General features: G+C 42.2%; 20 protein-coding genes and 1 riboswitch. Of the genes, 15 read left to right on the top strand and 5 right to left on the bottom strand.

Annotated features, from left to right (window positions below; genetic code table 11):
* Window positions 1–153 precede the first annotated feature (153 nt).
* A complete protein-coding gene (locus DSBG_RS02635) occupies window positions 154–627 on the bottom strand; it encodes a NapC/NirT family cytochrome c (protein ID WP_068962672.1) in 474 nt (157 codons plus the stop codon).
* 502 nt (window positions 628–1,129) lie between these two features.
* On the opposite strand from DSBG_RS02635, the gene DSBG_RS02630 reads away from it, so the two are divergent.
* Entirely contained in the window at window positions 1,130–1,306 is a 177-nt protein-coding gene (locus DSBG_RS02630) for an aspartyl-phosphate phosphatase Spo0E family protein (RefSeq protein ID WP_068962671.1), read from the top strand.
* A gap of 256 nt (window positions 1,307–1,562) precedes the next feature.
* Here DSBG_RS02630 and DSBG_RS02625 read toward each other — a convergent pair whose 3' ends face one another.
* Entirely contained in the window at window positions 1,563–2,819 is a 1,257-nt protein-coding gene (locus DSBG_RS02625; protein WP_068962670.1) for an Nramp family divalent metal transporter, read from the bottom strand.
* Complete coding sequence (locus DSBG_RS02620) at window positions 2,816–4,114, bottom strand: magnesium transporter (protein ID WP_068962669.1); 1,299 nt, start codon at window positions 4,112–4,114, stop codon at window positions 2,816–2,818. Before DSBG_RS02620 ends, DSBG_RS02625 begins: the two co-directional genes overlap by 4 nt.
* Before the next feature lie 205 nt (window positions 4,115–4,319).
* A riboswitch (M-box (ykoK) riboswitch) is annotated at window positions 4,320–4,484 on the bottom strand.
* Window positions 4,485–4,800: 316 nt separating this feature from the next.
* Here DSBG_RS02620 and scfA point away from each other — a divergent pair.
* From scfA to DSBG_RS02580, 8 genes are all read left to right on the top strand, one after another.
* Window positions 4,801–4,941, top strand: coding sequence for a six-cysteine ranthipeptide SCIFF (gene scfA / locus DSBG_RS02610; RefSeq protein ID WP_007787631.1), 141 nt, complete (start codon window positions 4,801–4,803; stop codon window positions 4,939–4,941).
* A gap of 134 nt (window positions 4,942–5,075) precedes the next feature.
* Entirely contained in the window at window positions 5,076–6,578 is a 1,503-nt protein-coding gene (gene scfB / locus DSBG_RS02605) for a thioether cross-link-forming SCIFF peptide maturase (RefSeq protein ID WP_083236692.1), read from the top strand.
* 75 nt (window positions 6,579–6,653) lie between these two features.
* Window positions 6,654–7,361 carry a tetratricopeptide repeat protein gene (locus tag DSBG_RS02600; RefSeq protein WP_068962666.1) on the top strand — a complete coding sequence of 236 codons (708 nt, stop codon included), beginning with the start codon at window positions 6,654–6,656 and terminating at the stop codon, window positions 7,359–7,361.
* A 17-nt stretch (window positions 7,362–7,378) separates the two neighbouring features.
* Window positions 7,379–8,188 (top strand): MBL fold metallo-hydrolase, encoded by an 810-nt coding sequence (locus DSBG_RS02595; protein WP_068962665.1) that lies wholly within the window; start codon window positions 7,379–7,381, stop codon window positions 8,186–8,188.
* A gap of 21 nt (window positions 8,189–8,209) precedes the next feature.
* Entirely contained in the window at window positions 8,210–9,361 is a 1,152-nt protein-coding gene (locus DSBG_RS02590; RefSeq protein ID WP_068962664.1) for a S1C family serine protease, read from the top strand.
* 277 nt (window positions 9,362–9,638) lie between these two features.
* On the top strand, window positions 9,639–11,297 hold the full coding sequence (locus DSBG_RS02585; RefSeq protein WP_068962663.1) for a glutamine--tRNA ligase/YqeY domain fusion protein: 1,659 nt from the start codon (window positions 9,639–9,641) through the stop codon (window positions 11,295–11,297).
* A 200-nt stretch (window positions 11,298–11,497) separates the two neighbouring features.
* Window positions 11,498–11,650, top strand: coding sequence for a hypothetical protein (locus tag DSBG_RS22790; protein WP_176716141.1), 153 nt, complete (start codon window positions 11,498–11,500; stop codon window positions 11,648–11,650).
* 354 nt (window positions 11,651–12,004) lie between these two features.
* Window positions 12,005–12,685: a C40 family peptidase gene (locus DSBG_RS02580; protein WP_068962662.1), complete on the top strand. Its 681-nt coding sequence runs from the start codon at window positions 12,005–12,007 to the stop codon at window positions 12,683–12,685.
* Between the two features lie 108 nt (window positions 12,686–12,793).
* Here the strand turns inward: DSBG_RS02580 and ybaK are convergent, their stop codons facing one another.
* The gene (ybaK, locus tag DSBG_RS02575) at window positions 12,794–13,273 is read right to left on the bottom strand and encodes a Cys-tRNA(Pro) deacylase (protein WP_068962661.1); all 480 of its coding nucleotides are present in this window, start codon (window positions 13,271–13,273) and stop codon (window positions 12,794–12,796) included.
* 378 nt (window positions 13,274–13,651) lie between these two features.
* Here ybaK and DSBG_RS02570 point away from each other — a divergent pair, with 378 nt between their 5' ends.
* A complete protein-coding gene (locus DSBG_RS02570) occupies window positions 13,652–14,803 on the top strand; it encodes an MGDG synthase family glycosyltransferase (RefSeq protein ID WP_068962660.1) in 1,152 nt (383 codons plus the stop codon).
* 70 nt (window positions 14,804–14,873) lie between these two features.
* Here the strand turns inward: DSBG_RS02570 and DSBG_RS02565 are convergent, their stop codons facing one another.
* Window positions 14,874–15,749, bottom strand: a complete 876-nt coding sequence (locus tag DSBG_RS02565) for a radical SAM protein (RefSeq protein ID WP_068962659.1) — start codon at window positions 15,747–15,749, stop codon at window positions 14,874–14,876.
* Window positions 15,750–15,982: 233 nt separating this feature from the next.
* Here DSBG_RS02565 and DSBG_RS02560 point away from each other — a divergent pair, with 233 nt between their 5' ends.
* The 5 genes from DSBG_RS02560 to sleB all read left to right on the top strand — a co-directional run bounded on the left by DSBG_RS02560 (window position 15,983) and on the right by sleB (window position 19,528).
* Entirely contained in the window at window positions 15,983–16,558 is a 576-nt protein-coding gene (locus DSBG_RS02560) for a DUF1836 domain-containing protein (protein WP_068962658.1), read from the top strand.
* 45 nt (window positions 16,559–16,603) lie between these two features.
* Window positions 16,604–17,092, top strand: a complete 489-nt coding sequence (locus tag DSBG_RS02555; RefSeq protein ID WP_068962657.1) for an NfeD family protein — start codon at window positions 16,604–16,606, stop codon at window positions 17,090–17,092.
* A 32-nt stretch (window positions 17,093–17,124) separates the two neighbouring features.
* Window positions 17,125–18,123: a flotillin-like protein FloA gene (gene floA / locus DSBG_RS02550; protein WP_068962656.1), complete on the top strand. Its 999-nt coding sequence runs from the start codon at window positions 17,125–17,127 to the stop codon at window positions 18,121–18,123.
* 8 nt (window positions 18,124–18,131) lie between these two features.
* Window positions 18,132–18,674, top strand: a complete 543-nt coding sequence (locus tag DSBG_RS02545) for a hypothetical protein (RefSeq protein WP_068962655.1) — start codon at window positions 18,132–18,134, stop codon at window positions 18,672–18,674.
* A gap of 161 nt (window positions 18,675–18,835) precedes the next feature.
* Window positions 18,836–19,528 (top strand): spore cortex-lytic enzyme, encoded by a 693-nt coding sequence (gene sleB, locus DSBG_RS02540; protein ID WP_009619555.1) that lies wholly within the window; start codon window positions 18,836–18,838, stop codon window positions 19,526–19,528.
* Window positions 19,529–19,530: the final 2 nt, after the last annotated feature.

The following is a 19,530-nucleotide window of genomic DNA, read 5'->3' as shown; positions in this document are numbered from 1 at the left end:
TTAGTCCGACACAATGTTTTATAGGCGTAAAGAAGCGAAATCCTAATCCTATTAGGGATGTTAGAGGATTTGGAATGATGGGTAAAGATTTAGTGTTAATTGTAGGCACTCTGGAGAAATCCCTGCTGAGTGCCTAAGTTTTATCTTTTTTGGTTATGGTGATAAAATCTCAAATTTAGCATCGACTCCTAGCCCATTCTTATGACCTGTGTCTCTATGGCAATTGTTGCACCCCACGCCATTTTTAATTATCTTAGCATGACTTTTGGGCATAAACGGTGCTTTACTCTCAGGTTTATAATTCCCTATGTGGCAGGCAATGCAGTTTGAATCATGATATATCGAGTTTGTGAAAAGTCCATAATCACCTTTTATTTTTATGGATACGTCTCTTATACCTCTAAGCATTGAATCCAGCCGATGGAAAGCCCCTCTTGTTTCGTGACAATCTCGACAGTCAGTATTCTTATGAGCTGATTTCTGCCATGAAATATAATAGGGTTCGATTTCATGGCATTTTTGACATGCTGATGGTGTCGTGTACCACGCATAAGTAAACCGAAAAACAGTATATGCTAATATGAAAATTAGTCCGAAGATTATTAAATTTTTTTGATAGGATTTCATTTGTCTAATATTCCACCTTCCCTGTTAGATTATAATATGTTTCTCATTTTTGCTTATAAAATACGATAATTAAATAAATTATGGAGAGTAAAGATCTTCCTTACTACGGTTCCTTCGTAATAGTTACTGTATAACTAATGTCCAACATAAAAGTATTTCGCTGTGCTGAAAGGAATAGGATAACCGTTTGTCAGCTTCAAATTTCAAGGATTTAAAAAAGAAAAGAACAGCCGCCTTTCGACAAAGAAGCTGCTCACCATTATAAATCTTTCGAATTGCCTAATAGTTTTTTTTAGTAATTTAATTTGATAAAAATGTAAAATTTTTAAGAAGGGGACCCAGAAATTGTGAAAATTGACTTATTCACGATGAAATAAATTAATAAAGAGGTATCTTGATTTCTTAGGTATAATATACTAAAATATTCCAAGTGAGGATGTGCTTGTGAACTTTATAAGTACTCTTCCAGAAACTATTGTGTCATGGGAAAGAGGTGTTGATTATGAAATTCTATCTTGATCTATTAATGAGCTTAATTGAAGATGCCCGAATGAATCTCAATGATTCTGCAAAATATATGAGCCTTACCGATCCGGAAATTATCGGTATGAGCCAAAAACTAGACAGTTTACTTAACGAATATTATTCGATCACAGAATCTTATCGTATAGCTTCATAAACTGAATGCTATATGATAAGAGGAGTGTAATAAATGGATTTTAAAAAAGGGGTTGTAAAAAACTTTTTTCAGTTCTGTTACAACCCTTATAAGGTTAAAGGACAACATACAAAGAAGGATTATTCACCACGTTGGTGAATAATCCTTCTTTGTACTAACTACCATGCCGTTAAAACGGAAGGTCCCATCTCGCCATCCATGCTACGTCATCGTCGTCATCGTCATCGGTCGTTTGCGTGCATATTGGACTCTATAGTCACAGCAAAGCAAGAACATTACTTATAAGCTCTGGAAACAACGTTGATACAAGCAAAAGCAGGGTAAGGAAAATTAAGATGAAGGTGAAGGTCCAGGAGATGACATTGAAAAATTTTGTATTAACATACTCCCCCATAATGCTTTTTTTACTGGCAATCAGAACCATAAAGATGAGAATGGGGGGCAATAGAACCCCGTTAACCACTTGAGTGGTCAACATGACGTGATATAAGGACAATTTGGGCCACAAGACAATGGCTGCCCCTAAAACGATGAGGACGGTATAAAGTCCAAAGAATACGGGCGCCTCTTTATGAGATTTGCTAATGCCATGTTCGAAACCAAACGCCTCGCAGACAGCATAAGCGGTACTTAAGGGAAGTACAAATGCGGCCAACATCGATGCACCGAGTAAACCGAAGGCAAAGAGGAAGGTGGCATATTGTCCAGCTAATGGTTTTAGTGCCAAGGCCACATCCTTTGCTGTTTCAATCGGGATTTTGTTGACAAAGAGTGTCGCTGCAGTGGCTACGATAATAAAGAAGGCAATGAATCCAGTGAAAAAGGTTCCAATCAAGACATCCCAGCGAGTGTAATGGTAATCTTTGGCAGTGATTCCTTTATCCACGACGGAAGATTGGACGTAGAACTGTCCCCAAGGTGTAATGGTCGTTCCGATCACCCCGATGGCCATCAGCAAAAAAGCAGGAGTTCCTGAGAACGTGGGGGTAACAGATTCGACGAAGACTTGAGGCCAGGGCGGATGGACCATAATTCCGGAAACAACATAACTAAAAAATGTCAAGCAGAGCAACAGGAGGATTTTCTCCATTTTTCCATAATCGGTCTTAATCACAAGCCACCAAATAATGAAGGCCATGGCAGGTACGGAGATATACTTACTTACTCCGAAGATTTCGAAGCTTGTAGCTATTCCGGAAAATTCAGAAGCTGTGGTTCCTAGATTGGCAATCAGGAGAACGCTCATAGCAAAGAACGTCCATTTCACCCCGTAATTTTCTCGGATTAAGTCGGACAGTCCTCGACCAGTTACGGCGCCTGTGCGCGCGGAGATTTCCTGAGCAATGGCGAGAAGGACTGTACTGATTAGCATGATGAAGATGAGTGAATAGCCATATTTAGCACCTGCTGAGGCATAAGTGGCAATTCCCCCGGCATCATTGTCGGCAAAGGCTGTAACGATTCCTGGTCCCATAACGGCAAAGAACAGGGCAAAACGTACTTTACGGTTCATTCGCTATACCCCCCTTTCGGCAGATGACGGAGGGCGATCAGGCTAGAGAAAATTTCTCCACGAGGGCGCTCGGGCATTAATAATTCTAAAACATCGTCCACCGTGATGATTCCCAATATATGATTTTGATCATTAACGACAGGAGCCGCAAGTAAACCATATTTGTGGATGATGTCAGCAACTTTTTCGTGATCGTCATACGGAGAGATTTTTACAATCTTCGTTTGCATTATATCTTTCAAAGGGGTCTCAGGGGAAGCGATGATCAACTGGCGGAGAGAGAGAACCCCCTCAAGAGTTTCTTGTTCATCAACCACATAGAGATAATAGATTGTTTCTGCATCAGGAGCTAACCGTCTTAATTCGTTAATAGCTTGTTCAGCAGTAAGCCAGAACGGTAAGCCGATATATTCAGTGGTCATTAGCGAACCAGCAGTGTCTTCCTGATATTGCATTAATTCCCGAACATCTTCAGCGTCGTCAGACTCCATTAAGCGGAGAATTTCTTCGGATTTCTCCACAGGCAACTCACCTAATATATCGGCGGCTTCATCTGGCGGCATTTCTTCAAGGATATCAGAAGCCCGAACCTCATCCATCTGATTAATCATTTCTACTTGGGCATCCAATTCCATCTCGGTTAGCGCATCAATCGCCTGTTGAGAATCGAGTGTTTCAAGAAAGGTAGCGCGTTGTCTATAGTCCATTGTTTCAATAATGTCAGCGATATCTGCAGGATGAAGTTGGCGCAGTTGTTCTTTTTCCCTAGTAAGTTGAAGGGCTGATGTCCTATTTTCTAAAGGTTTAATGTATTGGCAGCCTACAAAGTTATTGGCGACACGGCTCAATAAAAACTCGACACCTAAACGGCGGAATAAACCACGCACACCGATATCCACAGCAACCAAGACAAGATATTGATAATTCTCATGAGAAACCCAGGATAAGGCAATGTCATTCACACGGACAAGTTTAGAGCCTTCTAAGTCAATAATTTGTTTATCTAACAGCCATTTGCCAATAAGCGTTTCATCTTCATGCATTGGGCACGTTGATGAGGGATCAAAAGTAGTGTTGAGGCGCAGTCCGTCTGCATTCCAGGAACCTATCCACTCAATAGGAATTAGGGCATGAAGCCCTTTGGCATATTGAATGCCGGTAACATGGGGAGAGATACTGTCCCAGCGCATGGCCATGTCTAGTAAGCGACCAACTCTACGTCCCTTGGCATCCCAGATCGGCTTATGTGCCAACTGACTAAAATAAAATTCTCCTAAAACTTTTAATTCATTCATTTACTTCCCTCCTTTGAGTGATGGAGCCTGGCACCTAATGCCAACATGACTCCGAATATGAGTGATATTGGAATTGAACAAGTGATATGGGCCAGAATCCATAAAACCACCTCCTTTAAATTCCCCGCGAGGACAATAATAATAAGTAATAAAAATAAAAAGACCTCTATTACAAAAATAGAAGATCTTAAAACTCAAAGGTTTTGGACCTCCCTACTCGTTGAGCTTTAGCACTGCATAGCGTAGAGTTTTCTCAGCCACATTAAGTAAAACCTTATGTCGGTAGTACCTGTTCTACCCGTTGGCGTCTCTCGACATTTCTGGGCAGTGGCCTATGTTTATGCAGGAGCCTCACCTAACAGAGAATAGATTTTAAGTACACTTTATTATATGCGTCATTTGGCAAATGTGTCAAGATTTTTGCTTAAAATTCAATAATTGGCGTATTCTTTATTGTTATATCTATTTTTCTTTTAATTACTCGAGGTGGCACAATGTTGTTCAATGGGATGATGGTGGGGAACAGATGGAACACTAGAAAATTGAGTCGAAGTTGGTAAGATTTTGGATTTAAGAGGCTTAAGCGAAAGGGTGTTTTAGGAGGGGGATGTTTTGCCTTTTTCCACGTCCGTATGTTATAATCTAGAATGATAAAATGATGTAAGTTTCGAGAGGAGGGTGTTTGGATGGCAAAACACATTCAGACCATTGTGAAAGCAAACCTAAGTGCTACCGTGAAAACAGGAGGCTGTGGTAAGTGTCAGACCTCTTGCCAATCTGCCTGCAAGACTTCGTGCACGGTTGGTAATCAAGTGTGTGTTAAATAGACCCGAGCCTTCAGGCGCTCCTGCGTAAGGTATGCTTTTTGTGAAGGTTAGAACATAGGATTTCAGAACCCACCCCGTATATGGGCTGGGTTCTGTTCTATTTATTTGGTTAGGCAAGAAAGAGAGGTCCCATATTGGAATTATTAAATTTTGAGAGATATCGCCTTAAGAAAAATGTCCATAGTTATCTTCAAGGAGATTTATTTATAGCTTATGACGTTAATTCGGGTTCTTTGCATTTGCTAGATGAGAGGACATTTAATGTACTCAAGGCTATTGAGAATTTGCAAGAGGTGGAAGAAAAGGTTACATCGGCGGGAATTAACCAGATTCTTAGACAAGCGGGAAAATTAGCTCTTACAGAAGAAGAACTGGCGGAGATCATTGAGGAAATGGAAGAGCTTCGCCAAGAAGGAACTCTTTTTTCGGAGGAGGCAGAGGTAATAACCCCGAACTATCCAGAGAAGCCTATTGTTAAGGCCATTTGTCTACATGTAGCCCATGACTGTAATTTGCGTTGCGAATATTGTTTTGCCGGTACAGGGGCCTTTGGAGGCAGTAGAACGCTGATGGATTTGGAGACGGGTAAAAAGGGTATTGATTTTGTTTTAGAGTCATCAGGGCATAGGGATCATTGTGAAGTTGATTTCTTTGGAGGAGAACCACTGCTCAATTTCGGCGTAGTTAAGGCTCTGGTCGAATATGGCAAAAGAGCAGGCGCTGCTAAGCACAAAACTATTAAATTCACGCTAACTACGAACGGTGTGTTACTTAATGAGGAAATTCAAAATTATCTTGAAGAAGAGGAGATCAGTGTCGTCCTTAGTCTGGATGGTCGCCCGGAAGTACATGATCGGATGAGGCCTTACGCCAATGGACGAGGAAGCTACGCAAAAATTACCCCTCTAATCAAACAGTTCACAACCAAACGTCCGGAAAGCTCACCCTATGCGCTAGGGACCTATTACTATGTCCGGGGAACGTATACGCACTATAATTTAGATTTTGATCGTGATGTTTTACACATGGCGGATTTAGGCATTAAACAGATTTCAGTAGAACCCGTTGTAGCAGGTCCAGAGGACGCCTATGCCTTCCAAGAAGGAGATATAGACAAAATCCGAGAAGCATATGATCGACTTGGTGAGGAACTATTGAAACGCCGAGCACAAGATCGAAATTTTAACTTTTTTCATTTCAATGTCGCCTTAGATCAGGGACCCTGTTTGCTCAAACGGCTTTCGGGATGCGGAGCTGGTCACGAGTATGTGGCAATTTCTCCGGAAGGCGATCTTTATCCCTGCCATCAGTTTGTAGGGCAGGAAGCCTATAAACTGGGGTCACTCTATGACGAGAATCCTCTTCAACTTAAGCCCGAGGTGGTTAAAGACTTTCGCTCAGCAAATGTCTATGCAAAATCGACTTGCCGGGAGTGTTGGGCACGCTTTGCTTGTAGCGGAGGATGCCATGCAGCTAACGTAGCCTCTACCCAAAAACTGACAGAGGTATATGCCTTAGGGTGTGAACTTCAGAAGAAACGTTTAGAGGTGGCACTATATATTAAAATCAAGGAAAGTCTACAAAATAACGATCGTTTAGCTGTTGTATCATCTCCCGTTCCAGAAATCCGCTGTTAGGTTCTTAATATTGGATGGTCTGAAAAGGTGTGTTACAATAGTATCTGGAATTAAATGGTCAAGGAGGCGAGCCGTTTGAATAAAAAACAGCATCGTGGTTTTGCGGTGGTTCTTGTTATTCTGATTAGTATTGCTATGGTTGCGTCTGGATTCTCTCTTTTCTTTAGTGGTAGTGGTTTACCTTCTACTGACTCAAACACTCCGACCAATGCTGCCGCCGATTATCAGGCCAAAAAAGTTCGCTTAGCAGCGATCGCTGAGCAGGTCAAGGCAGATCCTAGCAATGTACAGCTACAGACAGACCTAGGCAATGAATATTATGACGCAGGGGTAGCAGCTGCGGAGGTCGCCCCCACAGAGGTTCAAGATAACTTTAAACATGCTGTTGAGGCTTACCAAAATGTTTTAAAGACCAATAAAGATCCGGGTGTTATGGTTGATATGGCAACCGCTGCCTTTAAAAGTGGGGATAATGATTTAGCAGACAAGAGTTTTAAAGAGGCATTGAGCATTAAACCTGAATTTTTAAACGGATTGGTCAATTATGGTATTTTTTTGGCTAATGCAAAGCAAGATCTTTCAGGGGCTATCACCCAGTGGCAGAAGGCTCAGAATTTGGCTACGGATAGTACAGAAAAAGCGCAAATAGGAGCATTGATAGGCCAGGCTCAGAACCAGCTTAAAGCTCCTACGAACAATGGAGTCACAAATCCTGCAACGAATGGCTTATCAAATCCTACCTTGAAAAATGGACAAGCAAATCCTGCAACGACTGGAAAGTAATATGGGGGGTCTACATATTGCATTTTACAACACTGGCGAGCGGAAGTTCCGGAAACGCAATTCTCGTAGGAGATGACGACAGGCATTTGCTTGTAGATTGTGGTATTAGTGGTAAGAGCCTATTGCATAACTTCGCGCGCTTAAGCATATCGGAATCGGAAATTGAAGGGATCGTAGTTACCCATGAACACGTGGATCATATCCGTGGTGTAGGTGTGCTCGCCCGTAAATTAAAGATACCGATCTATGCCACGACTGCGTTATGGGAGGTGATGGGTCCTTCCCTGGGCAAGATTGCTGAAAACCAGCGGATTGATGTACGAGATTCGTTTTCTTGTGCAGGTCTAGACGTTTTACTTTATCCTACGTCTCACGATAGCCGAGAAAGTTACGGCTTGAAAGTCTCGCGGTCAAAGAATAAAGACAAGGGAAACCTAGCGATTGGAATTGCCACGGATAGTGGAAGAATCACCGAAGAGATGCATCAGCATTTGAAGGGGTGTGACGCCTTTATCGTTGAAGCTAACTACGATGATGAACGATTATGGAACGGTTCCTATCCATGGTATCTTAAAAAAAGGATCAGCGGACACTACGGGCATCTAGAGAACAAGCAGCTGGCCGAAGGACTTGCTGAGTGGATTGAAGGAAATACCCAACGGGTTATGTTAGCTCATTTGAGTGAAGAAAACAATACTCCGGAAATCGCGTTGTCGACAGTTTTGCGTATTCTGAAAGAGTTGAATACCGCTAAAAGGTGCCCAGATGTGCAGGTGCAGGTTGCTCCACGGTATACTCCGCATGAACTGGTTGTATTAAGGGAATAATAGGTAGAGGAGGGTTAGGCTATGAGTTATTACAACGATAGAGATGATTATTCAAAGAGAAGACCCCATTTTTTCGCAATTATTGTAGTTACCTTAATTAGCGCTTTACTGGGTGGGGTCATAGCAGTGGCGTTGGTGCCTTCCATCTATGGGAATAAACAACCAGCCCCCACAAATCAAGTGGTCTTAAATGGCGGGACAACAACCCCTATCATTAAAACAGAGGGGGTTACCAATTTTCCTGTCGCTCAGATTGCCAAGGCAACGGGGCCAGCAGTAGTTGGAATAGCTAATTTTCAATCTAAAGGCACTTTGTTCGGTGGGGGCGGGCTTACCGAAATAGGGAGCGGCTCAGGTTTTATTGTTGATTCGCAACATGGCTACATTGTGACGAACAATCATGTGGTTGAAGGCGCAGAGAAGATCGTAGTGAGTCTGGCTGATGGCCGAAATATTAATGCGAAATTGGTAGGAGCCGACGATCGTACGGACTTAGCAGTGGTTCAGATTGCAGATACCCAAGGTCTAACCGCCACACAGCAGGGAGATTCGACAAAACTTCAGGTCGGTGAACCTGTCGTGGCGATTGGAAACCCAGGTGGGCAAGAATTTGCACGTTCCGTGACTACCGGTGTTGTTTCAGCAACAAACCGAATTCTAGACATCCCAGGGGAAGCGAGTTTTAACCTCATCCAGACCGATGCCGCCATTAATCCAGGAAATAGTGGTGGGCCACTAGTAAATTACCAGGGTCAAGTTATCGGGATTAATTCTGCTAAGAATCAGGAAGCAGGATTTGAGGGAATGGGTTTTGCCATCCCGATTTCAGACGCTTTACCTACGATTAAACAGCTAATAGAGAAAGGGTATGCCAGCCATCCGGGACTTAATGTTCAAATAGATCCTCGGTATACGGCTGAATATGCAAGTCAACGAGGATGGCCAGCTGGGGCGTATGTTTCCAAGGTAACACTCGGAGGTCCTGCTGATCGAGCTGGAATTATTGCTGGTGATGTTTTGACCAAGCTTAATAACAAGGAAATTAAGAGTTCTCTTGAGTTAACTCACGAGTTATTTAAATACAATCCGGGTGACAAGGTTACTGTTACGATTTATCGCAACAACAAGACACAAGATGTTTCTGTAACGCTTACAGAAATTAAGCCTCAATAAGAAATCGGGTCACGTCCAAGGATAGCATTGTATCCCAGCAGCCCAGACTCAAACCAGGATACTGGAGATTAGAATAGCGCTCTGAAGAGGTAGCCGCAGTGATGGCGAGAAGGTGCCCATCTGCAACTTATAATTTTTGACTTGGTATGTAAAGGGAGGCACAATGCCTCCCTTTTTGAAGAGGTAAGTTGAACTCTCTTCATGTATGCAGTATTATTTAGGTCAAGAGTGAAATTTGACAGGAGCATGAACACATTAGAGAGAAAGGTTGATATGGATGGAAAGCAAATCCACCTCTAATTTTCTTAAGAACATTGTTAATGAGGATTTGAAGTCAGGTAAAGTTCAACACATTATCACGCGGTTCCCACCGGAGCCTAATGGTTATTTACATATTGGCCATGCTAAATCAATTATTTTAAATTTTGAATTAGCGGACGAATTCAATGGCAAAACCCATTTACGTTTTGATGACACGAATCCAGCCAAAGAAGAAACAGAATATGTGGAATCCATCAAGGAAGATGTAATGTGGTTAGGGTATGAATGGGATAGTTTGTTTTTTGCGTCAGATTATTTTGAGGAAATGTACAACCGGGCAGTGTTGCTTATTAAAAAGGGTAAAGCGTATGCATGTGACTCCACAGCGGAGGAAATACGGAAAATGCGGGGATCTTTAACAGAAGCAGGCCAATCAAGCCCCTATCGCGATCGGACAGTCGAAGAAAATCTAGCGTTATTTGAACGCATGCGCAATGGAGAATTCGCAGACGGACAAAAGGTTTTGCGAGCCAAAATTGACATGTCCTCACCGAATATAAATATGCGAGATCCTGTCCTTTACCGGATTGCTCATGCTACCCATCATAACACTGGAGATAAATGGTGTATTTACCCTATGTACGATTTTGCCCATCCATTGGAAGATGCTATAGAAGGAGTCACACACTCAATTTGTACGTTAGAATTTGAAGATCATCGCCCCTTGTACGATTGGGTCATTCGAGAGTGTGAAATGGAGAACGTTCCCCACCAATATGAATTTGCCCGTTTAAATATTACAAATACCGTTATGAGTAAGCGAAAACTAAAGCAATTGGTTGATGAGCACGTAGTGGATGGTTGGGATGATCCGAGGATGCCTACCATCTCGGGGCTTAGACGTAAAGGGTATACACCAGAGGCAATGCGCAATTTCGCTCGAGAAATCGGGGTAGCCAAAGCGGATAGTGTCGTGGATAGCAAAATGTTGGAACATTTTATTAGGGAAGACTTAAAGCTTAAAGCACCAAGAACTATGGCTGTGCTCGAGCCACTTAAGGTGATCATAACCAATTATCCAGAGGGTCAGATAGAGATGTTGGAAGCCGAAGTTAACCCAGAAAACCCAGAGATGGGAATTAGACAAATTCCTTTTTCTCGAGAAATTTATATTGAACAAGAGGACTTTATGGAGAATCCTCCAGCTAAGTATCATCGGCTTTTCCCTGGAAATGAAGTCCGGTTGAAAAACGCTTATTTTATTAAATGCCATGATGTGCTCAAGGATGACTCGGGAAAAGTCATTGAGCTGTACTGTACGTACGATCCAGAAACCAAGAGCGGATCAGGCTTCACGGGAAGAAAGGTCAAAGGTACGATCCACTGGGTGGAGGCCTCCCAAGCTGTACCTGCAGAGTGCAGATTATATGAAGCTTTAATTTTAGATGAAGATCTGACAGACGAAGCGTCTTTTCTAGATCACATTAATCCCAAATCTCTGGAGATTGTCCAGGGATTTGTCGAGCCCAACATCAAAGATTCAAAGCCTCAGGACAAATTCCAATTTTTCAGACATGGATATTTCAATGTGGATCCTCCAAATTCCACGCCAGAACATTTGGTCTTTAATAGAATTGTGTCCCTAAAGAGTTCCTTTGAATTGCCAAAGATATAGATATTACTTTGCTTTGTATTACAAGAAGGAAAAGATCGACCGCATTTGCTGGTCGATCTTTTTTTACGAATCAGAACGTATAATTTTTGGTTGTTACTTTCTGGAAGGTCCAACCAAGTTTTCTATATCTGCTTTAAATTTTATTCTGAATTCTTGGAAATACTAAGCAGAACAAAAGAGTTATTGGAGGGTTTATAGTAATGGAAGACAAAGAGGTTAGCCAGGAATTTGGAGCACCTGCAGAGGACGACGTCAACGAAACTGGAAGTTTAACTAGTCAAATGAATGATTCTATTGGACTTACTGGAGAGAAATTTAGAAATTCGGAAGTTAAAGAGTTAACGCTTTCTTAGTAGTTAGATAATTCGAGATTTTAGAATGGTTAGAGACGTAGAGATCGGGAAATTTAATCCCAGCCTCTACGTTTTTTTATTAGATTAAAACAGCGCCCTTGCTAGGAGGAAGATACTAGTTTAGCATACCTTGCTAGATAGCCAGATTGGACCTTGAATTCTGGTTTTACCCAAGCTTGACGGGTTCGCTTGTGGAAACGTAACAGTACTATCATATGTAAAATATTTATTATATGTAATTATTTACATATGGATTTTTTGTCGTAATTTGACGATAATTGGTTTATGTGTTTTGTCCCGGAATTGCTGTAAGAATGTTTTAATTAACTAACTGAAAGGGTGGATGAAAAAAGAATGAATAAAAAACTATTTCTTATGCTCTTGTTATTAATTTTTTCACTTTCATTATTTTCAACACCTCCAGCCCAAGCAGCGTTGGGAAATGTTTCACTTAAGGTTGGATCCCAGGGCGCGGATGTCGTAGAGTTACAAACAAAACTCAATGATTTAGGGTTTAACGTCGGAAAAGCGGATGGCATCTTTGGGAATATGACTAAACAGGGCGTGATAACGTTTCAACTTTCCCATAGTTTAGTGGGTGATGGAATAGTAGGACCTATAACCGTAAAGTCGCTCAATGAGGCTTATTTAGCTAAGCAACGTCAGTCGAAAGTAGATTCCGTCATTGCTACCGCAAAGCAATATCTTGGCGTTAAGTATCAATGGGGTGGGTCTACACCAGATACAGGTTTTGATTGCTCTGGATTTGTTTCATATGTCTTTGCCAAAAATGGAATCACCTTGCCACGGGTTTCGGTTGATCAATATAATGTAGGAACTAAGGTTGCCTTCGAGGACCTTCAACCTGGAGATTTGGTCTTTTTCTCGTTTGCGAGCAATGGTGTTGTAAGTCACGTTGGGATTTATCTTGGCGATGGTCAATTTATTAATGCGTCGGAGTCTAAGGGGGTTACGGTTTATGTTATTGGACCGTATTGGAAATCCTGTTATGTAGGTGCTCGTCGGGTTCTGTAGGGAACAAATTGATTTAACTAGATAAAGTTTGATGAAGGGGCTACCGTGAATGTTTTTTTAGGTAGCCCCTTCAATAGTTTTAAACGAAACTTTGATTGTTCCCCGAGATCAGACAGAATCGCCAATCGCCCCTAATTGGGCTTTGGTCACTGCAATCAAATCTATAGGGCGTAAGAAAAGTTGTAAGCCGCGTAATCCGGCGCTGACAGCGATTTTATCAAGTTTTTCTATAGCAGAGTCGATAAAGATGGGATAGCTTTTTTTCATTCCGATGGGAGAAACGCCACCCCGGATATAACCAGTCAGCGGTTGGACCTCTTTAAGGGACACAACCTCAACCTTCTTATTTCCACTGAGTGCAGCTAATCGTTTGAGATGGAGTTCATGATCGCCTTGAATACAAGCGACGATTACCCCAGTTTTGTCGCCGCGAGCTACTAAGGTTTTATAGACTTGCTCGATGGGGAGACCTACCTTATTGGCAACAGCAACTGCAGATAAATCGGATTCATCAACAATATAGTCTTTTAATTCATAAGAAATTTTGGCCTGATCAAGAATGCGAGCTGCGTTTGTTTTATGCGACATGTTCTTATCCACCCTTCATGAATAAATACTTGAGTTATATTAGTTCGGTACAAATAATGCATCGAGCCATTATTAAATTTTGATATCGAAAAGGTAGTCTCAAAAACAGGTTGAAGCCTTCGAAACTTTTTGCTTGCTTACAATTATTCTAGCTCATAACGTAGAGTTAGCCAAACAAATTTACGAGGTTTCAGGGAAGTGAATATTACCTTTCTTTTTCCCAAAGATATCCCTATAATATAAGTAACTCTATGACACTTGCATGGAACCTGCGGGCGCTGAGTGGTATAAAAGATATAAATATTAAATTGTAAAAAGTTTGTTTTATTAGTCGATAGCTAGAATAAGGTTGTTGTAGATGAGAGGGAGGGCCAATCTTTGAAACCGTTAAAGGTTCTCGTATTCTCCGCAACGTTTGGAAATGGACATTTGCGGGCTGCTGAAGCTGTGATTGAAGGGATACTTATTAAGCATCCTGCGGCGAAAATCATCCACTTGGATTTTGGGGACTTTTTAAATCAACCGATTAACACTATGATCAAAAATATCTATAGCGAGATTATTAAATACATACCAAAACTTTGGGGGAAATTTTATTATAAAACAGCTAAGGTACAACCTCGATCTAAAAGTCAACATTTCTTGAGTCAATTGGGGCGAAGTAATTTCCTTCAATACATTCATGTATTTAAACCGGATTTCATCGTGTGTACTTATCCCACTGTTTCGTCGATTCTGGCTCAACTCAGGCTTGATCAACTCCTTCATGTTCCGGTGATCACTATAATCACCGATTATACAGTCCACAGTCACTGGGTTCATCAAGGTGTTGATGGCTACGTTGTGGCCTGTTCAGAGGTGAAGGCAAGTTTAGAGTCTTGGGGAATTAATGCGCAACGCATTCATGTGAGCGGGATTCCGGTAAGCCCTAAATTTGATGAAGAAATAGATCGAGGGCATATTATCACTAAGTTAGGTTTAAAGTCCGATGTTCCTATCTTTTTGTTGATGGGAGGATCTTATGGAGTTTTGAAAAGCGCGAAAAGAATCTGCAAAAAACTTGCAGATTCTCCAGTACCGGTCCAGACAATAATTGTTTGTGGAAAAAATAAGAAGTTGTATCTTTCTTTAGAAGAAGTAATTGCGCAGGGTCGAAACCCAATGATAAGGTTTGAATTTGTTGATAATGTAGAAGAATTAATGTCGGTTTCTGATTTGATAATCACAAAGGCGGGCGGGTTAACGGTTTCTGAAGCGTTAACGAAGCATTTACCATTGGTTATTTATAAGCCAATTCCTGGCCAAGAACAAGAAAATGCCCATTTCGTGCAGCATATAGGCGCGGGATGCTTAGCTAGTAACGAGGAAGAACTGGAAAAGCTTTTAAACCGCTTCTTAAAGCATCCGGAGGAGATTGAGAAAATGCGGAGAAAAGCGGCCATTGCTTTACCGGGTCACTCCACAGAACGGGCCGTGGAAAATATACTGGAATTAGTATTACATCTAAGGATGGAGCAGAAAATTGGTTGACCCAATTTTCTGCTCCGTTTTATTTGTACTAATCAGCAAGTATAACGTTCGTTGTATACTTTTCTTTATACTACAGGCCTCGCCAACCTTCAGGGCGAAGTTGGTCAATGGCATGATTCCTGATGACGTTGTCGAGGGTCTTCAACAATTCGTCCCGCTGATCGGGCAATGTTGCCCGGAGGGGCAAATAATTGGAGGCATGATTACTCCGAAAAACACAGTGAGTAACTCTAAGTTGTTCAAGCAAGATTTGAATTTCAGTTAGGCATTCGAAGGGTGTGAGAAGTTGAAAGGTTCCGCGTTCGATAGCTTTCGACAAAGGAGCAAGTGGTTCGACCATTAAGGTTAACGCCCCTAAAAAATGAGGGTCAATAGAACTAATAACTCGTGCGGTATCAACGGCATGTTCAGGCGAATGGGCTTTTCCCCCAAGGCCAATAATGACTGTACAGGAGAGAGTTAAACCGCTGGCTTTGACTCGTTGCCCGGCAGCGATCATCTGCTCAGATGTGACGCCTTTACAGACAGCGGTTAAAATCGCGTCATTGCCACTTTCAACGCCCAAATAAACCATCGTTAAACCATGGGCCTTTAAGTTTGCTAACTCTTTGGGGCTCTTGGCGAGTATATCTTTTGGGCCACCATAAATCCCAACTCGTTTAAGTCGAGGAAATTCTTCGTAAAGTTGATCAAGAATTTCGATGAGCAAAGAGGTATCGACCGCTATAGCATCTCCATCCGCTAAAAAAATTCGTTCCGCATCTAAATCCTGGGCAACGGCTGTAGCAATAATATCTTTGATTTCTGCGCCAGATTTAATCCTAAAGGATTTATCCTTATACATAGCGCAAAAGCTACAGGCATTGTGCTGGCATCCCACAGTGATCTGCAAGATAATACTTTTCGCCTCACTGGGCGGACGGTATATTTTTCCTTCGTAAAACACTGTACCATCTCCTAGTCCCTTTTTGAGTATCTTAAATCTCTTTTCTACAGAGAGAGGGTGAGTACCTGCATATTAAGCATATTAGACAAAATTAGAACTAAGCAGTGATCCTAAATGATGATAATAAAATATATATAAAGGTAGATTAAATATATTGACATATGATTATAATGATCATATAATGTCATTACCGTAACAACGAATAAATGTTAATAACATAAGCAGGTGAGAGTATGAATTCAAAGCATATACAGGCGATTCGCGATGTGTTAAATGATTTAGAACCCAAGCAGAAAGCACTTCCTTATCTAGAGCTAGACTCAATGATGCTGGCCCAGGTTGTTGAAGTGGCTAAGAGGGTTAGTCAGAATGATATCAATCCCACTCATGTTCAGAACTGGGTAAGGCGTAAGTATGTCCCCAATCCGCAGAAGAAAAAATATAACCGTGAACAAGTTGCTAATATCTTACTTATTAATGACTTGCGCGATATCCTATCGCTTGAAGAGGTCTCCAATTTGCTGGGGTATGTTAATGAAAGCCTCTTGGACACGTCGGATGACCGCATTAATCCCACCAAACTTTATCGATATTACAGTGAAATCTTTGACCGATCCCAGATGGATTGGCAGATATCCCTTCAGGGGCTAGAAAAAGAAGTCGAGGAAACGCTTAACGGAGAGAAAATGGAAGAGGAGGATAGGGAGAAGGTTGCCACGACGCTTGTTATTCTAAATTTATTGGCGAGAGCCAATTTATATAAACAAATTGCGAAGCGTTGGTTAAACACTTTGGACACCAAGGACTGAAGATAGAAAAGAGAGTACGCTTTAGCTTGAAGGGAGGAGAGGGTGGTGCCGCAAGGTATTATTGCTGCGCTGTTTGTGATCGGGATTGTTTTGTTGGCGGTTGAGATATTTATTATTCCAGGTTTCGGGGTTAGCGGGATGCTCGGAATTGCAGCCTTAATCACGGGTATTTTCTTAGTGACTGACTCGTTGCTAGAAGGGGTGCTTTTCACGGGTGGTGCTTTGGTTGTGTTAGGAATCATCACTTTCTTGAGTTTTCGTTCACCTCGCACTCGGCGCTTGTGGCAGAAGTTCTCTTTAAGTACACGCCAAACCTCTAAGGGAGGATATGTTGCCCCTAAAGTTCAATATGAAGTGTATCTTGGGAGAGTTGGGATATCCCTCACCCAGTTGCGTCCAGCCGGTACAGCAGATTTTGATGGGGAGCATTTAGATGTTGTAACTGAAGGGGGGTTTATTGGACCAGGAAAAGGGATCAGAGTAATCGCTGTTGAAGGGAATAGGATCATTGTCAGAGAAGAAAAAAAGTCATAAGGAGGTGAAGCTCGGTTACGACCGAGCATTGAATGACCACATTAATCGTGCCGTTACTTTTAATTTTTATTGCGTTTGTACTTGTGAGTGTGCTTCTTAGCTTTATCCCAGTAGGACTTTGGATTTCGGCATTAGCCGCAGGAGTTAATGTAGGGATTTTCAACTTAATCGGTATGCGATTACGACGTGTGGTACCGTCAAAGATCGTGAATCCTATGATTAAGGGGCATAAAGCAGGTTTAGCAATTGCAACAGACCAGCTTGAAGCTCACTATCTGGCAGGCGGAAACGTCGATAGGGTGGTTAATGCTCTGATTGCGGCTGAACGTGCTGCGATTCCGCTTCAGTTTGAACGGGCTGCAGCCATTGATCTAGCTGGTAGAGATGTTCTTCAAGCCGTTCAGATGTCGGTTAATCCGAAAGTAATAGAAACTCCGGTTGTCTCTGCCGTAGCACAAAATGGAATTGAGCTTAGAGTCAAAGCCAAGGTTACCGTACGAGCCAATATTGATCGACTTGTTGGTGGTGCCGGTGAAGAAACAGTTATCGCCCGTGTTGGGGAAGGAATTGTCACTAGTATTGGTTCTTCGGAATCCCATAAAGCTGTATTAGAAAAACCTGAGCTGATCTCGCAAACGGTGTTAGCAAAAGGATTGGATGCGGGGACAGCGTTTGAAATCTTATCGATTGATATGGCGGACGTCGATGTAGGTAAAAACATCGGTGCTCAGCTTCAGATGGACCAAGCAGAAGCGGATAAACGCATTGCCCAAGCAAAAGCTGAAGAGCGGCGTGCGATGGCCGTCGCGAAGGAACAAGAAATGAAGGCATCGGTTCAAGAGATGAGGGCCAAGGTGGTTGATGCAGAGGCGGAAGTTCCTAAAGCAATGGCTCAGGCCTTACGTGAAGGAAAACTTGGTGTTATGGACTATTACAACATGCAGAATATTCTGGCAGACACTCAGATGAGAAGCAACATTGCTCAGACGGGTAAAACGGAATCAAGCAGTGATAGCCTCACGAAGAAGTAGGTGAGATCATGTCGATCTTCACGGTTGTTATTATCATTTGGGCTATTTACCAGTTAATGGTCTCAGTTATGAAGAAGAGTGGCAGGCAACAAGTGCCAAGCAAGCCCTCTGACCCATTTAGACTGCCGGATGGTCGCTTTATAAGAGATGTAATTCAAGGAACATCCTTTGGGAATTGGAAAGAACAGCTAAAACAAGCCTTAGAAAATGTTCCTTACCAAACGGGATCTTTGAGATCGACTAAACCTAATGATTTTGAAGCACCCGAGGATTATTATGTTGAAACCGAAGGGACCCAAGGCATTGAAGGAACTCAGGGAACCGAGGGAACTCAAGGAATTGAAGGAACCAGTGATTACGTAGGAATACTTGGGCTTGAGGCGTATAAGAGTACTGAAGAGATTCCCAGAGAGGAAGTAGCCAAGGAACCCTTAGGTTTAAGGGGCATTGAGCTTTCGCTGACGGAAAGAGAACTTGTCCAAGGGGTTATATGGGCAGAAATTCTAGGGAAACCCCGAAGTTTGCGCCCTTTTAGAGGGCCGAGATCATAACAGATTAATAGGACAGTAAATTGGGTAACGAAGGGTAAGGGCGCGATGCATCGTGTCCCTACCCTTCGATTTTTATTTTTATGTTTTATGAGGATAATGTTGGATAATTTCTCTGAACTTTTGCCACACTAAGTAAGCATTAAACAAAGTGAGGTGAGGGTATGAAATTACGCGTTAGACCTTGGAGGGTCGTCTTAATCATTGGACTGATTCTCAGCATTACCCTGTCCGGGATTGCGTATGCAGCTTTAGGGGATCGTCTGCTTGGGCGGGGGAGCAAAGGTCCAGAAGTTAAAGAGTTGCAAGCTAAATTGGTACAACTTGGTTATGGACTGGGAAAGGTTGATGGTAAGTTCGGCTCGAAAACAGAGGCAGCAGTACGGAATTTTCAAAAGGACCACGGGTTAAGAGTTGATGGATTAGCCGGAACGAATACTATCAAGGAGTTAAAGCGCTTAACCAGTCAAAATACAAATGCCTCAGGAAAGGCTGTTGGGAATAAAGCTATTGACACGAATCTTTTAGCCCGCTGCGTGAATGCAGAGGCACGTGGAGAACCTTATACTGGACAAGTTGCGGTGGCTGCCGTGATCATTAATCGGATTTCAGATCCTGCGTTTCCGAAAACTGTTGCGGATATCATCTACCAACCTAAAGCCTTCTCCAGCGTGGATGATGGTCAAATTAATTTACCACCTTCGGCATCAGCTTTACGTGCCGCTCAAGAAGCTGTAAACGGATCAGACCCTTCAGGGGGGGCGTTATTCTTTTTTAATCCAGCCAAAACAAAAAATAAATATATTTGGTCACGACCACAGATTAAAAAAATTGGAAATCATATCTTTACAAAGTAGGG

The organism is Desulfosporosinus cupriresistens (assembly GCF_001707885.1).
GTDB lineage: Bacteria > Bacillota > Desulfitobacteriia > Desulfitobacteriales > Desulfitobacteriaceae > Desulfosporosinus.
This window is presented reverse-complemented; position numbering and strand designations above follow the sequence as displayed.

Excerpts from the sequence above, each read along its gene's own strand:
- ybaK (WP_068962661.1), bottom strand. The coding sequence starts at position 13,273 with ATGTCGCATAAAACAAACGCAGCTCGCATTCTTGATCAGGCCAAAATT.
- DSBG_RS02585 (WP_068962663.1), top strand. The coding sequence starts at position 9,639 with ATGGAAAGCAAATCCACCTCTAATTTTCTTAAGAACATTGTTAATGAG.
- DSBG_RS02590 (WP_068962664.1), top strand. The coding sequence starts at position 8,210 with ATGAGTTATTACAACGATAGAGATGATTATTCAAAGAGAAGACCCCAT.
- scfA (WP_007787631.1), top strand. The coding sequence starts at position 4,801 with ATGGCAAAACACATTCAGACCATTGTGAAAGCAAACCTAAGTGCTACC.
- DSBG_RS02635 (WP_068962672.1), bottom strand. The coding sequence starts at position 627 with ATGAAATCCTATCAAAAAAATTTAATAATCTTCGGACTAATTTTCATA.
- DSBG_RS22790 (WP_176716141.1), top strand. The coding sequence starts at position 11,498 with ATGGAAGACAAAGAGGTTAGCCAGGAATTTGGAGCACCTGCAGAGGAC.
- sleB (WP_009619555.1), top strand. The coding sequence starts at position 18,836 with ATGAAATTACGCGTTAGACCTTGGAGGGTCGTCTTAATCATTGGACTG.
- DSBG_RS02625 (WP_068962670.1), bottom strand. The coding sequence starts at position 2,819 with ATGAACCGTAAAGTACGTTTTGCCCTGTTCTTTGCCGTTATGGGACCA.
- DSBG_RS02580 (WP_068962662.1), top strand. The coding sequence starts at position 12,005 with ATGAATAAAAAACTATTTCTTATGCTCTTGTTATTAATTTTTTCACTT.
- DSBG_RS02620 (WP_068962669.1), bottom strand. The coding sequence starts at position 4,114 with ATGAATGAATTAAAAGTTTTAGGAGAATTTTATTTTAGTCAGTTGGCA.
- DSBG_RS02545 (WP_068962655.1), top strand. The coding sequence starts at position 18,132 with ATGTCGATCTTCACGGTTGTTATTATCATTTGGGCTATTTACCAGTTA.
- DSBG_RS02630 (WP_068962671.1), top strand. The coding sequence starts at position 1,130 with ATGAAATTCTATCTTGATCTATTAATGAGCTTAATTGAAGATGCCCGA.
- DSBG_RS02560 (WP_068962658.1), top strand. The coding sequence starts at position 15,983 with ATGAATTCAAAGCATATACAGGCGATTCGCGATGTGTTAAATGATTTA.
- floA (WP_068962656.1), top strand. The coding sequence starts at position 17,125 with ATGACCACATTAATCGTGCCGTTACTTTTAATTTTTATTGCGTTTGTA.